Source organism: Stenotrophomonas maltophilia (genome assembly GCF_004920835.1).
GTDB classification, from domain to species: domain Bacteria; phylum Pseudomonadota; class Gammaproteobacteria; order Xanthomonadales; family Xanthomonadaceae; genus Stenotrophomonas; species Stenotrophomonas maltophilia_AQ.
In genome coordinates, this window is the sequence record NZ_QFHO01000002.1 from 1 (window position 1) to 12,603 (window position 12,603).

Genomic DNA, 12,603 nt, shown 5'->3' on the forward strand with positions numbered 1-12,603 from the left:
GTCAAGCAGGGCAAGCCGGGCAAGGTGGCTTTGGTCGCGGTGATGCGCAAGATGCTGGTGATCCTCAACGCCCGCAAAAGGGATGCGGAGGCCCAGATGGCCTCCGCCTGACAAGACAGTTGCTACAGAAGGCCAAGGCAGTCGGGCATGGCTCGACTCTACATGGTCATGTGCAAGGGCCTTACGCGTCGCGGTTACCGCGACGCATCACGCGCTGCTTCTCGATCGCCCAGTCACGATCCTTGGCGGCATCGCGCTTGTCGTGGGTCTGCTTGCCCTTGGCCAGCGCCACTTCCAGCTTGATCTTGTTCTTGCTCCAGTACATCGCCGTTGGCACGATCGTGTAGCCATCACGCTCGACCTTGCCCACCAGCTTGTCGATCTCGCTCCGGTGCAGCAGCAGCTTGCGCTCGCGCCGGTCATTGGCCACCACATGGGTCGAGGCCTGGATCAACGGGGTGATCTGCGCGCCGATCAGGAAGATCTCACCATCCTTGACGTAGGCGTAGGCGTCGACGATGTTGCCGCGGCCAGCACGGATCGACTTCACTTCCCAGCCCTGCAGGGCCAGGCCGGCCTCGAAGCGATCTTCGATGTGGTACTCGTGACGGGCACGCTTGTTCAACGCGATGGTTTTGTTGGCCGTCGCGCTCTTTGCTTTATCCTTGCCGCTGTTCTTGCTCATTTCCGTATTGTCTCCGATTCGGGCCCGCCCGGTCGATTGCCGAAACGTCCTGTATTCATGCCAACTATCCGCCGCAGCGCCCTGGTCGAACATTCGGCCGCACGCATGTTCGACCTGGTCAACGATGTCCAGGCTTATCCGCGCCGCTTCCGCTGGTGCTCGGCTGCCCAGATCCTGGAGCAGGGCGAGGACCGCCTTGTCGCGCGCCTGGACCTGGGCCTGGGCTCGTTCAGTACCTGGTTCCAGACCGAAAACACCCTGCAGCGCCCGCACAGCATCGACATGCAGCTGCGTGACGGTCCGTTCAAGCAACTGCACGGCCGCTGGGAATTCCATGTGCTGGCCGAGGATGCCTGCAAGGTGACCCTGACCCTGGAGTTCGAGCCCAGCTCGCGGCTGCTTGGCCCGGCATTGGCGATCGGCTTCCAGGGGCTGGCCGACCGCATGGTCAACGACTTCGTCCGCGTCGCCGACGAGGCCTGAACGATGATCGAGGTCGAGGTGGTGCTGGCCTGGCCGCGACAGGTGCTCTCGCGCCGGCTGCAGCTGGAAGAGGGCGCCACCGTGGCTGAAGCCATTGTCGCTGCCGCGTTGGAAGGCAGTGCTGGATGCCCGGCCGTGGCCGTGCACGGCGTACTGGCGCGCCCGCAGCAGGTACTGCTGGATGGCGACCGCATCGAGCTGCTACGCCCGCTGCTGGCCGACCCCAAGGACAACCGCCGGCGTCGCGCGCTCGGCGGTTGATTCCCGCAACCCGTCCGCGTGGACGGGCAGGGGGCCTCAGCGGCCCTTCTTCTTCTTGTCCTTCGGCAGGTTGCGGCCGAACTGGCGGACGGTCTGCTGGGCCAGGGCCTTGTCGTTGCCCGGGAAATACTCGCCTTCCCAACGGGTCACGTTGTCGTTCTCGAAGAACACGGTGAAGTTCTTCACCTCGGTACGGCCGAGGCGGTTCACGCGCTGGCTGGCGGTGTAGTCCCAGCGCTGCGCATGGAACGGGTCGGGAATGGACGGGGTGCCCAGCAGCGCGGTGACCTGCTGCTTGCTTTGCCCGACCTGCAGCTTGGCCACGGCATCTTCCCGGATCAGGTTGCCCTGATAGATGGGTTGCTTGTAGATGATGCCGCACCCGGTGGTGGACAGGGCGACGGCGGCGACCAACAGGAGATTGCGCATCGGGACTGGCGGTTGGGGAAATCAAACCGATGATACACTCCCGGCGTGCCACCGCGACCCAATCCGAGGCAGCTGGCGCTAAATCGCCAATGAACGGAGACCTATGGAAACCCACGACCTGCGTAAAGTCGGCCTGAAGGTGACCCATCCGCGGATGCGGATCCTGGCGCTGCTCGAGCAGCGCAACGCCCAGCACCACATGACCGCCGAAGATATCTACCGCCAGCTCCTCGAGCACGGCGACGAGATCGGCCTTGCCACGGTGTACCGGGTGCTGACCCAGTTCGAGGCCGCCGGCCTCGTGCTCAAGCACAATTTCGAAGGCGGCCAGGCCGTCTACGAGCTGGACCGTGGTGGCCACCATGACCATATGGTCGACGTGGACAGCGGCAAGATCATCGAGTTCGAAAGCCACGAGATCGAGGAGCTGCAGCGCAAGATCGCAGCCGACCACGGCTACGAGCTGGAAGAGCACTCGCTGGTGCTGTACGTGCGCAAGAAGCGCAAGTAGGCCGTTCCGGCCAGCTGGATGCGACAAGACCCCGGGCCTGCCCGGGGTTTTTCGTTGATGGGGTCAGTGCCCTTTCCCTGCGGGAAGGGGATCCGACCCCGGCCTGCCCAGCACGGCGTCCAGATCCACCGCCTCGGCCATCGCCTGGTTGCCCGCATCGCCCGGGTGCAGGTGGTCGCCGGAGTCATAGGCGGCAGCCATCCGTGACGGATCCGCCGGGTCGCGCAGGGCGGCATCCAGATCGATCACCGCATCGAACGGGCTCCCGGTACGCAGCCAGGCATTGAGCTGCTGGCGCAGCGCTTCTTTTTCCGGCTGGTAGTAGTCGTCCAGCGGCGTGCCGGGCAGGGCGCCGGCGAACGGCGTCAGGGTGGCAACCAGAATGCGCAGGCCCCGGCCACGGGCCTGGTCGGCCAAGGCGCGATAGCCAGCCTGCAGTTCGGCCAGCGTTGGCCGCACCTGGTTCCGGGCGAAGGCGGTACCGGGCCAGCTGATGTCGTTGATGCCGATCAGCACGATCACGCTGGCCACGCCCGCTTGGTCCAGCGCGTCACGCTGGAAGCGACTGAGGGCGGCGTCCCCCATCCCGTCGCGCAGCAACCGGCCACCGGAGATGCCGGCGTTGACCACGGCCACGCCTTGCGGTGCCAGGCGCGCCGCCAGATGGTCGGTCCAGCGCTGGTCCTGGTCGAGGCTGGCGGTAGCGCCGTCGGTGATTGAATCGCCGATCACCACCACGCTGCGCGCGCTGGCCGCCGCCTCGACCTCGATGCCGGTCAGGAACAACCGGGCAGTGCTGGGGCTGGCCCGCTGCAGGTCGAGGGTTCGGCTCTGGTCGCCTTCGGCGATCCAGCTGGTCTGGCGGCCGTCCCAATGGAAGGTCTGCAACGGGATTGGTCCGGGCACGTAGACGCTGACCTGCAGGGCCTGGCGGTGTTTGGTGGCCAGTGGCAGAGGATCGCTCAGCCGTTCCTGGCCGGGGGCGATCAGCACGCCGGGCTGGCCGTCGAAACGGAGTGGCTGCGGCGTTGCGCCTGCCTGTGCCGCCACACTCGCCGCTCCGATCCGCAGCGGCTGGGTGCCGTAGGCATTGCTCAGTCGCACCCGCAGCCGAGGGCCGCCCAGGCTGATACGCGCGGTCTGGCGGAAGGTCTGGTCATGCAGCTCGGCCGGAATAAGGGTGGGAAACAGGAAATCCGCGCCCCACACCCGCTGCGGGCTGGCCTGCCAGCTGGCGACCCAGTGCGGGGCAGGGGCGGCGCTGGCAGCGCCGGACAGGGTGATCAACGCGGCGGCGGTGAGCTGGCTGAAGCGGTTCATCGGGCAATCCCGGGAGGAGGGAGCGCCATGGTGATTCCGCAGTGATCTGTGAACTAGACTGCGCATGGATAATCATCTGTGAACTGTATTCATAGCCATGGCACGACCCGACATCAACCGATCCGGCGAACTGGAAGTGTTCGTGCGGGTGATCGAGACCGGTGGCTTTTCCGCCGCCGCCCGTACGCTGGACATGACGCCGTCGGCAGTCAGCAAGCTGGTGGCACGGCTGGAGCAGCGGCTGGGCACGCGCCTGCTGCAGCGTTCCACCCGCCAGCTGCAGCTGACCCCGGAGGGCTGCGCGTTCTATGAGCGTGGCCTGCGCGTGCTCGCCGACCTGGAGGAGGCCGAGCGTTGCGCCAGCGCGCATGCCGAGCCGCGCGGACGGCTGCGGGTCAATTCCAACGTGCCGTTCGGCCAGCATTTCCTGTTGCCGCTGCTGCCGGCGTTCCTCGAGCGCAACCCGCAGGTCGGGGTGGACCTGACCTTGAATGACGAGGTGATCGACCTGCTCGAGCAGCGCACCGACGTGGCCGTGCGCGCCGGCCCACTGAAGAGTTCCAGCCTGGTCGCGCGACGGCTGGGCGCAACGCGGATGATGATCGTGGCCGCACCGGCCTATGCGCAGCGGCACGGCCTGCCGCGCAACGCTGAAGAGCTGCTGTCGCACAACCGTCTGGACATCGGCCATGCGCGTGCGATGCAGGGCTGGCCATTGCTGCAGGAAGGGCGCGAGCGGATGCTGCTGCCCAGCGGCAATGCCCGCGCCAGCAACGGCAATGCACTGCGTCAGCTGGTGCTGGGGGGCTTGGGCATGGCGCGACTGGCGACCTATCAGGTGCAGGAGGACATCGCTGCCGGACGCCTGTTGCCGGTGCTGGAAGCGGCCAATCCCGGTGACCTCGAAGAGGTGCACGCAGTGTTCCTGGGGCAGGGCGGTTACCTGCCGCTACGCGTACGCGCGTTCCTCGATTTCCTGGTGGAAACGGTGGATCTGGCGCGGCCGTTGGGGTGAGCCTGGTAGTGCCGGCCGTTGGCCGGCAACCTCACGATCTTCGCCCAACCGCGTCGGGGTGCCGGCCAGCGGCCGGCACTACCGTGCGGAAGTCGAGCATGGCCCGACGCTACAAAAGCGGGCCTCAGACCTGCAGCAGCTTGCGTGCGGCGGCGCGCGCTTCCTTGCTCACTTCCACGCCGCCGAGCATGCGTGCCAGTTCTTCTTCGCGCGCCTTGCTGTCCAGCTTTTCCACTGCGCTCTGGGTCATGCCTTCCACCGGCGCCTTGCTGACCCGGTAGTGCGCATGGCCCTTCGAGGCGACCTGCGGCAGGTGGGTCACGCACAGAACCTGGCGCTTCTCGCCAAGCGCACGCAGCTTCTGCCCGACGATGTCAGCCACCGCGCCGCCGATGCCGGAGTCGACCTCGTCGAACACCATGGTCGGCACCGCATCCAGGTCCAGCGCGGCCACTTCGATGGCCAGCGAGATGCGCGACAGTTCACCGCCGGAGGCCACCTTGCGCAGCGCGCGCGGCGGTTGGCCGGCGTTGGCCGCGACCAGGAATTCCACGCGTTCGGCACCCTGCGGATCGGGCTTGCCGGCGTCCTGCGGCTCCAGCTCGATCAGGAACTGGCCGCCGCCCATGCCCAGCTCGGCAATAATGCCGGAGGTGGTGGCCGACAGTTCGGCAGCAGCGCTGCGGCGGCTGGCGGACAGTACGTCGGCCTGTACGCGCCAGGCGGCGGCGGCCTTGTCGATCTCGCCGGCCAGGCGCTGCAGGCGCTCGTCGGCGCCACGCAGCTGTTCCACTTCGGCATGCATGCGCTCGCGCTGCGCGCCCAGCTCGTCCATCGGCACGCGGTGCTTGCGGGCCAGGTCGTGCAGTCGGCCGAGGCGACGCTCGTTCTCTTCGAACTGCTCGGGGTCGGCATCGAGGTCATCGTGCACCCGGTCCAGCAGCGAAAGGGCTTCGTGCAGCTGGATCGAGGCGTTCTCGATCAGGCCGTCCACCTCGCCCAGGCGCGGGTCGTGCTCGATCAGCCTCGACAGCTCATGGCGGACCTGTTGCAGCAGGTCCAGTGCGGAACTGCCGTCGTCGCCGTTGAGCTGGTTGCTGGCCGCCTGGCAGGCGCTCAACAGGGCGCTGGCATGGGCCTGGCGGCGGTGGCTGGCGCCGAGTGCGGTGATCGACTCCGGCTCCAGGTCCTCGCGGTCGAGCTCGCGCAGCTGGTGTTCGAGGAAGCCGATCCGGTCACTGACGTCGCCCTGTTGCGACAGGGCAAGCGATTCGTCGACCAGCGTCTGCCAGGCGGCGGCGGCACGGCGCACCTGGCGGCGCTCGTCCTCGTTGCGGGCATAGGCGTCGAGCAGGGCCAGCTGCGACGGACGCGTCAGCAGGGCCTGCTGCTCATGCTGGCCATGGATTTCGACCAGCAATCCGGCCAGGTCCGCCAGCTGTGCCAGCGTCACCGGGCGGCCGTTGATCCACGAACGTGAACCGCCATCGGCGCGGATCACCCGCCGCAGCTGGCACTGTTCCTCATCGTCCAGCTCGTTGTCGGCCAGCCACTGGCGTGCGGCCTGCAGCTGGTCCAGCGCGAATTCGGCGGAAAGCTCGGCGCGCGCGGCACCGTGGCGGACCACGCCACTGTCGGCGCGGAGGCCGGACAGGAAGCCCAGGGCGTCGACCATCAGCGACTTGCCGGCGCCGGTCTCGCCTGAAACGACCGTCATGCCGGGCCCGAACTCCAGTTCGGTGGCGCGGACAACGGCAAAATCCTTGATCGAAAGATGTCTGAGCATGGGTAAGGGGTATCAGCAGCCGCGCAACGCTAGCACGTGGGCGAGGGAGGTCCAATGACTTGCCAAGGTGATGCGCCGCCATTATCTAGTGTCCGTGTCTCACAGGTTGATTCCATGCACGGTTCTCCCGACCAGCTTGCCCCGCGTGCGCGCCATCTGCTGCGCACGCTGATCGCGCGTTACATCCAGGACGGCGAGCCGGTCGGCTCGCAGACGCTGGCGCGCGTGGCCGGCCTGGAGGTCAGCCCGGCCACCATCCGCAACATCCTTGGCGACCTCGAAGACCTGGGGCTGCTGGCGTCGCCGCATACCTCGGCCGGGCGCGTCCCGACCGCGCATGGCTACCGGGTGTTCGTCGACAGCCTGCTGCAGATGCAGCCGCCGGGCGAGGGCGAGCTGGCCCGCCTGCGTCAGGAACTGGCGGGCGGCGGCAGCACCCAGGCCCTGCTCGGCAGCGCCTCGGAACTGCTGTCGGCGATGAGCCACTTCGTCGGCGTGGTCAGCGCGCCACGACGCGAGCAGTTCGCCTTCCGCCAGATCGATTTCGTGGCGCTGGATGGACGCCGGGTGCTGGCGATCCTGGTGTTCGCCGACAACGAGGTGCAGAACCGCGTCATCGAGACCCGTCAGGACTTCGCGCCAGGCCAGCTGGAGCAGGTCGCCAACTACCTCAATGCCCATTTCGCCGGCCTGCCGATGGCCGAGATCCGTACCCGCCTGCTGCTGGAGCTGCGCGACGCCCGCTCGGAGCTGGAGCAGCTGCTGGCGCACAGCATCGAGCTGGCCGAGCAGGCCCTGCAGCCGCCGGCCGACGACATGCTGGTGGCCGGCCAGACCCGGCTGATGGGAGTACAGGACCTGTCCGACCTGGAGCGACTGCGTGAGCTGTTCGAGCTGTTTTCCAGCAAACGCGAGATCCTGCAGCTGCTGGAGCGCACCATCCAGGCCCCGGGCGTGCGCATCTTCATCGGTGAGGAGACAGGGATGATGCCGCTGCAGGGCGTCTCGCTGGTCACCGCCCCGTACACCGCCAATGGCCAGGTGCTGGGCGTGCTGGGCGTGATCGGGCCCAAGCGGATGGCCTACGACCGCATGATCCCGCTGGTCCAGGCCACCGCCGATGTGCTCGGCGCGGCCTTTTCACCGGCCGGGCGTACTCCCGGAACATCCGACGCTTGAAACGCAGCATCCCGCCCACACTAGGGTGGGTGGAGGCGGAGATTGACCGCCAGGGACCCAGACATGAACCACGAACATCCAGATATCGAATCCCAGCAGAGTGCCGCCGATGCGGCCGCCGCCGCCGGCGTGAGCGACGAAGTGGAGCGCCTGCGCGCCGAGCTTGAGCAGGTCAAGGCCGATGTACTGCGCGAACGCGCCGACCTCGAGAACCAGCGCAAGCGCGTTGCCCGCGACATCGAGCAGGCCCGCAAGTTCGCCAACGAGAAGCTGCTGGGCGAGCTGCTGCCGGTGTTCGACAGCCTGGATGCCGGCCTGAAGGCCGCCGGCGATGATGCCCATCCGCTGCGTGAAGGCCTGGAGCTGACCTACCGGCAGCTGCTGAAGGTCGCCGGCGACAACGGCCTGGTCCTGCTGGACCCGACCGGCCAGCCGTTCAATCCGGAGCATCACCAGGCCATCAGCCAGGTGCCGACTCCGGGTGCCGCCCCGGGCAGCGTGGTGACCGTGTTCCAGAAGGGCTACCTGCTCAACGAGCGCCTGCTGCGGCCGGCGCTCGTGGTGGTGGCGGCCGACTGACCCCCGCGGGGCCGGGAGGCGGGCACGGCCCGCGCCCGACCCGACGCTGAACGCGCCGGACAACCGGAAACACAGCGTTCGGAGGATGGCTTGAATGTTCCACGGGCCTCCCCCACTTCGTATTCATCCACCGGCCGAACGGCCGGACTGACCTAAACAGCATTCTTCAGGAGTCTCCCCCATGGGCAAGATCATTGGTATCGACCTCGGCACCACCAACTCGTGCGTGGCGATCATGGACGGCGGCAAGGCCCGCGTCATCGAGAATTCGGAAGGCGATCGCACCACTCCGTCGATCGTCGCCTACACCAAGGACGGCGAAGTCCTGGTGGGTGCCTCGGCCAAGCGCCAGGCCGTCACCAACCCCAAGAACACCTTCTACGCGGTAAAGCGCCTGATCGGCCGCAAGTTCACCGACGCCGAAGTGCAGAAGGACATCGCGCACGTCCCGTACAGCATCCTGGCCCATGACAATGGCGATGCCTGGGTGGCCACCAGCGATGCCAAGAAGATGGCACCGCAGGAAATCTCGGCCAAGGTGCTGGAGAAGATGAAGAAGACCGCCGAGGACTTCCTCGGTGAGAAGGTCACCGAAGCGGTCATCACCGTGCCGGCCTACTTCAACGACAGCCAGCGCCAGGCAACCAAGGACGCTGGCCGCATCGCCGGCCTGGACGTCAAGCGCATCATCAACGAGCCGACCGCGGCCGCGCTGGCCTATGGCCTGGACAAGGGCGACAACAAGGATCGCAAGATCGTTGTCTACGACCTGGGCGGCGGCACCTTCGACGTCTCGGTGATCGAGATCGCCAATGTCGACGGCGAGAAGCAGTTCGAAGTGCTGGCCACCAACGGCGACACCTTCCTGGGTGGCGAAGACTTCGACAACCGCGTCATCGAGTACCTGGTTGAAGAGTTCAACAAGGACCAGGGCATCGACCTGCGCAAGGATCCGCTGGCCCTGCAGCGCCTGAAGGATGCTGCCGAGCGCGCCAAGATCGAGCTGTCCAGCGCCCAGCAGACCGAAGTGAACCTGCCGTACGTCACCGCTGACGCGTCGGGTCCGAAGCACCTGAACATCAAGTTGACCCGCGCCAAGCTGGAGTCGCTGGTGGAAGAACTGATCAGGAAGTCGATCGAGCCGTGCCGCGTCGCCCTGAACGATGCCGGCCTGCGTTCGAGCGACATCAGCGAAGTGATCCTGGTCGGTGGCCAGACCCGCATGCCGAAGGTGCAGCAGGCGGTGACCGAGTTCTTCGGCAAGGAACCGCGCAAGGACGTCAACCCGGACGAAGCCGTGGCACTGGGTGCTGCGATCCAGGGCGGCGTGCTGGGCGGCGACGTCAAGGACGTGCTGCTGCTGGACGTGACCCCGCTGTCGCTGGGCATCGAAACCATGGGCGGTGTGTTCACCAAGATCATCGAAAAGAACACCACCATCCCGACCAAGGCCTCGCAGGTGTTCTCCACCGCCGAGGACAACCAGTCGGCCGTGACCGTGCACGTGCTGCAGGGTGAGCGCGAGCAGGCCCGCTTCAACAAGTCGCTGGCCAAGTTCGACCTGTCCGGCATCGAGCCGGCCCCGCGCGGCCTGCCGCAGGTGGAAGTGTCCTTCGACATCGACGCCAACGGCATCCTGCACGTGTCGGCCAAGGACAAGAAGACCAACAAGGAACAGAAGGTCGAGATCAAGGCCGGTTCGGGTCTGTCCGAGGAAGAGATCGCACGCATGGTCGCCGACGCGGAAGCCAACCGCGAAGAAGACAAGAAGTTCCAGGAGCTGGTGCAGGCCCGCAACCAGGCCGATGCCCTGATCCACGGCACCCGCAGCGCCATCACCGAGCACGGCAGCAAGGTTGGCGGCGATGTCATCGGCAAGGTGGAAGCGGCCCTGGCCGACCTGGAAACCGCGATGAAGGGTGACGACAAGGCGCAGATCGAAGCCAAGTCGAAGGTGCTGGAGGAAGCTGGCCAGTCGCTGTTCGCCGCTGCTTCGGCCGAGCAGGGCGGTGCCGCCCCGGGCGCCGACGCCGGCAATGCGGGCAAGGCGCAGGATGACGTGGTGGATGCCGAGTTCACCGAAGTCAAGGACGACAAGAAGTCCTGATCCGGACCGACGCGGGACGCTGCCTGCCAGCGTCCCGTTGTCGTACCAGGGTCCTGACCGCCCTCTGGCGTGTCGGGGCGCCCGACGCAAGAGCGGACCTGGTTCCGCTCTTCCGCTTTGACGAATCCCGACTTTCCGGAATGCGATCCACGATATGAGCAAGCGCGATTACTACGAAGTGCTGGGCGTTGCCCGCACTGCCAACGACGAAGAGCTGAAGAAGGCCTACCGCCGTTGTGCGATGAAGTTCCACCCGGACCGCAACCCGGGTGATGCGGCGGCCGAAGCCTCCTTCAAGGAGTGCAAGGAAGCCTACGAAGTGCTGTCCGACGGCAACAAGCGCCGCATGTACGACAGCCACGGCCACGCCGCGTTTGAGCACGGCATGGGCGGTGGCGGCGGTCCGGGCGGCCCGGACATGAACGATATTTTCGGCGACATCTTCGGCAACATCTTTGGTGGTGCAGGCGGCGGTGGCCCGCGCCAGGCCCGCCGTGGTGCCGATATCGGTTACGTGATGGAGCTGGACCTGGAAGAAGCGGTGCGTGGCGTCGAGCGCCGCATCGAAATTCCAACCCTGGCCGAATGTGGCGACTGCGATGGCAGCGGCTCCGAAGACGGCAAGGTCGAGACCTGCAACGTCTGCCATGGTCGCGGCCAGGTGCGCATCCAGCGCGGCATCTTCGCCATGCAGCAGGCCTGCCACAACTGCGGCGGCCGCGGCCAGATCATCGCCAAGCCCTGCAAGACCTGCCACGGCAACGGCCGTGTCGAGGAAGACAAGGTGCTGTCGGTGAAGGTGCCGGCGGGCGTGGATACCGGCGACCGCATCCGCCTGTCGGGCGAAGGCGAGGCCGGTCCGGCCGGTACGCCGCCAGGCGATCTGTACGTGGAAGTGCGGGTACGCGAGCACGCGATCTTCCAGCGCGATGGCGACGACCTGCATTGCGAAGTGCCGATCCGCATCTCGCAGGCCGCGCTGGGCGACACCGTGCGCGTGGCCACCCTCGGCGGTGAAGCGGAAATCCGCATCCCGGCCGAGACCCAGACCGGCAAGCTGTTCCGCCTGCGCGGCAAGGGCGTGCGTTCGGTGCGCAGCCGCAGCGAAGGCGACCTGTACTGCCGTGTGGTGGTGGAGACCCCGGTCAACCTCACCAACGATCAGCGCAAGCTGCTGGAGCAGTTTGAGGCGACCTTCAACGGTGAGGATGCGCGCAAGCACTCGCCGAAGTCGGCGACCTTCATCGATGGCGTGAAGGGCTTCTGGGACCGGATGACGTCCTGATTCTTCAACGGAAACGTTGAACGGTAGCGCCGGGCCGTGCCCGGCGTTTTCGTTTGTGGTGCGGTAGATCCACGCCAGGCATGGATGCCGTTCGCCGGGTCAACGGAAAAACGCCGCCGGCGTCTGCCCGAGCTGGCGCTTGAACATGCTGGTGAATGCACTCGGGCTGTCATAGCCCATCGCCAGTGCGACATCGATGACCTTTTCGCCGAGCGCCAGCCGTTCCATTGCTGCCAGCAGCCGCGCCTGCTGCCGCCACTGGCCAAAGGTCATGCCCAGTTCGCTGGCGAAATGACGCTGGATGGTTTTCACGTCCACCGCCAGTGCCTGCGCCCAGTCCTGCAACGTTGCGTCATCCGCAGGATGCTTCTGGATGTGCAGGCAGATCTTCAGCAGGCGGGGATCGGACGGTTCCGGCAGGTGCAGCGGCAGCGCATCCATCCGCCGCAGTTCGTCCAGCAGCAGGCGCACCACACGGCCATCGCGGCTGTCGTCCTCGTGCGCGCCCTCGATCAGGCTGGCAGCCAGCAGCAGTTCACGCAGCAGGGGGGCCACTTGTATCGCGAAAGCTTCGGCAGGCAGGTGTGGCGCGAACCCCGGCTCCACATACAGGCTGCGCATGTGTACCTCGGCAATGCAGTCCACCGCATGGGCAATGCCGGCAGGCACCCAGATCGCACGGGTGGAAGGCACTACCCAGCGGCCGACTTCCGAGCGCACCACCATCAACCCGGACTGCGCATAGACCAACTGGTGGCGGCGGTGCTTGTGCGGCGAGATATGCGTGCCGGCCTGGTAATGGCGGGCACGGCAGGTCACCGGTCGTTGTATCGGCACCTCCCGCCAGGGAGCGGTTTCGCGGACCGGGCAGGTGATGTCCTTTTTGCGATAGGCCATGACCAGAACGCGGCAGAAGGGAGGAAGGTGCAACCGTAGCATGCGTGGCTCGCCCCCAACCTGACT

Annotated in this window: 13 protein-coding genes and 1 pseudogene; 9 read left to right on the top strand and 5 right to left on the bottom strand. The window is 66.6% G+C overall.

All coding sequences use genetic code 11. The annotated features are described in order from the left end of the window. Positions 1-111 (top strand): annotated as a pseudogene (locus DI041_RS01500) (IS110 family transposase); the annotation flags it as partial. Positions 112-181: 70 nt separating this feature from the next. On the opposite strand, the gene smpB reads toward DI041_RS01500, so the two are convergent. Further along, positions 182-685: an SsrA-binding protein SmpB gene (smpB, locus tag DI041_RS01505; protein WP_040007975.1), complete on the bottom strand. Its 504-nt coding sequence runs from the start codon at positions 683-685 to the stop codon at positions 182-184. A 57-nt stretch (positions 686-742) separates the two neighbouring features. Here smpB and DI041_RS01510 point away from each other — a divergent pair, with 57 nt between their 5' ends. Together DI041_RS01510 and DI041_RS01515 are read left to right on the top strand one after the other, a co-directional pair. Further along, positions 743-1,168, top strand: coding sequence for a type II toxin-antitoxin system RatA family toxin (locus DI041_RS01510; RefSeq protein WP_012510750.1), 426 nt, complete (start codon positions 743-745; stop codon positions 1,166-1,168). Between the two features lie 3 nt (positions 1,169-1,171). Continuing rightward, on the top strand, positions 1,172-1,429 hold the full coding sequence (locus DI041_RS01515) for an RnfH family protein (protein ID WP_100468243.1): 258 nt from the start codon (positions 1,172-1,174) through the stop codon (positions 1,427-1,429). 36 nt (positions 1,430-1,465) lie between these two features. Here DI041_RS01515 and DI041_RS01520 read toward each other — a convergent pair whose 3' ends face one another. Continuing rightward, positions 1,466-1,858 carry an outer membrane protein assembly factor BamE gene (locus DI041_RS01520; RefSeq protein WP_012510752.1) on the bottom strand — a complete coding sequence of 131 codons (393 nt, stop codon included), beginning with the start codon at positions 1,856-1,858 and terminating at the stop codon, positions 1,466-1,468. 103 nt (positions 1,859-1,961) lie between these two features. Here DI041_RS01520 and fur point away from each other — a divergent pair, with 103 nt between their 5' ends. Continuing rightward, positions 1,962-2,369: a ferric iron uptake transcriptional regulator gene (gene fur / locus DI041_RS01525; RefSeq protein ID WP_005409235.1), complete on the top strand. Its 408-nt coding sequence runs from the start codon at positions 1,962-1,964 to the stop codon at positions 2,367-2,369. Positions 2,370-2,432: 63 nt separating this feature from the next. Here fur and DI041_RS01530 read toward each other — a convergent pair whose 3' ends face one another. Further along, positions 2,433-3,689, bottom strand: coding sequence for an SGNH/GDSL hydrolase family protein (locus DI041_RS01530; protein ID WP_136640025.1), 1,257 nt, complete (start codon positions 3,687-3,689; stop codon positions 2,433-2,435). Positions 3,690-3,786: 97 nt separating this feature from the next. Here DI041_RS01530 and DI041_RS01535 point away from each other — a divergent pair, with 97 nt between their 5' ends. Then, a complete protein-coding gene (locus DI041_RS01535; RefSeq protein ID WP_046983367.1) occupies positions 3,787-4,704 on the top strand; it encodes a LysR family transcriptional regulator in 918 nt (305 codons plus the stop codon). Between the two features lie 124 nt (positions 4,705-4,828). On the opposite strand, the gene recN is transcribed toward DI041_RS01535, so the two are convergent. Further along, positions 4,829-6,490, bottom strand: a complete 1,662-nt coding sequence (gene recN / locus DI041_RS01540; protein ID WP_136640024.1) for a DNA repair protein RecN — start codon at positions 6,488-6,490, stop codon at positions 4,829-4,831. Positions 6,491-6,604: 114 nt separating this feature from the next. Between recN and hrcA the strand changes: the two genes are divergently transcribed. The 4 genes from hrcA (at position 6,605) to dnaJ (ending at position 11,640) form a co-directional block, all read left to right on the top strand. Next, positions 6,605-7,669, top strand: a complete 1,065-nt coding sequence (gene hrcA, locus DI041_RS01545; RefSeq protein ID WP_046983365.1) for a heat-inducible transcriptional repressor HrcA — start codon at positions 6,605-6,607, stop codon at positions 7,667-7,669. 63 nt (positions 7,670-7,732) lie between these two features. Further along, positions 7,733-8,248: a nucleotide exchange factor GrpE gene (gene grpE / locus DI041_RS01550; protein ID WP_136640023.1), complete on the top strand. Its 516-nt coding sequence runs from the start codon at positions 7,733-7,735 to the stop codon at positions 8,246-8,248. 181 nt (positions 8,249-8,429) lie between these two features. Then, positions 8,430-10,355: a molecular chaperone DnaK gene (gene dnaK, locus DI041_RS01555; RefSeq protein WP_012510757.1), complete on the top strand. Its 1,926-nt coding sequence runs from the start codon at positions 8,430-8,432 to the stop codon at positions 10,353-10,355. A 154-nt stretch (positions 10,356-10,509) separates the two neighbouring features. Then, entirely contained in the window at positions 10,510-11,640 is a 1,131-nt protein-coding gene (gene dnaJ, locus DI041_RS01560) for a molecular chaperone DnaJ (RefSeq protein WP_004153270.1), read from the top strand. 99 nt (positions 11,641-11,739) lie between these two features. Here dnaJ and DI041_RS01565 read toward each other — a convergent pair whose 3' ends face one another. Next, positions 11,740-12,537 (bottom strand): AraC family transcriptional regulator, encoded by a 798-nt coding sequence (locus DI041_RS01565; protein WP_136640022.1) that lies wholly within the window; start codon positions 12,535-12,537, stop codon positions 11,740-11,742. Positions 12,538-12,603: the final 66 nt, after the last annotated feature.

Excerpts from the sequence above, each read along its gene's own strand:
- smpB (WP_040007975.1), bottom strand. The coding sequence starts at position 685 with ATGAGCAAGAACAGCGGCAAGGATAAAGCAAAGAGCGCGACGGCCAAC.
- DI041_RS01510 (WP_012510750.1), top strand. The coding sequence starts at position 743 with ATGCCAACTATCCGCCGCAGCGCCCTGGTCGAACATTCGGCCGCACGC.
- DI041_RS01515 (WP_100468243.1), top strand. The coding sequence starts at position 1,172 with ATGATCGAGGTCGAGGTGGTGCTGGCCTGGCCGCGACAGGTGCTCTCG.
- DI041_RS01520 (WP_012510752.1), bottom strand. The coding sequence starts at position 1,858 with ATGCGCAATCTCCTGTTGGTCGCCGCCGTCGCCCTGTCCACCACCGGG.
- fur (WP_005409235.1), top strand. The coding sequence starts at position 1,962 with ATGGAAACCCACGACCTGCGTAAAGTCGGCCTGAAGGTGACCCATCCG.
- DI041_RS01530 (WP_136640025.1), bottom strand. The coding sequence starts at position 3,689 with ATGAACCGCTTCAGCCAGCTCACCGCCGCCGCGTTGATCACCCTGTCC.
- DI041_RS01535 (WP_046983367.1), top strand. The coding sequence starts at position 3,787 with ATGGCACGACCCGACATCAACCGATCCGGCGAACTGGAAGTGTTCGTG.
- recN (WP_136640024.1), bottom strand. The coding sequence starts at position 6,490 with ATGCTCAGACATCTTTCGATCAAGGATTTTGCCGTTGTCCGCGCCACC.
- hrcA (WP_046983365.1), top strand. The coding sequence starts at position 6,605 with ATGCACGGTTCTCCCGACCAGCTTGCCCCGCGTGCGCGCCATCTGCTG.
- grpE (WP_136640023.1), top strand. The coding sequence starts at position 7,733 with ATGAACCACGAACATCCAGATATCGAATCCCAGCAGAGTGCCGCCGAT.
- dnaK (WP_012510757.1), top strand. The coding sequence starts at position 8,430 with ATGGGCAAGATCATTGGTATCGACCTCGGCACCACCAACTCGTGCGTG.
- dnaJ (WP_004153270.1), top strand. The coding sequence starts at position 10,510 with ATGAGCAAGCGCGATTACTACGAAGTGCTGGGCGTTGCCCGCACTGCC.
- DI041_RS01565 (WP_136640022.1), bottom strand. The coding sequence starts at position 12,537 with ATGGCCTATCGCAAAAAGGACATCACCTGCCCGGTCCGCGAAACCGCT.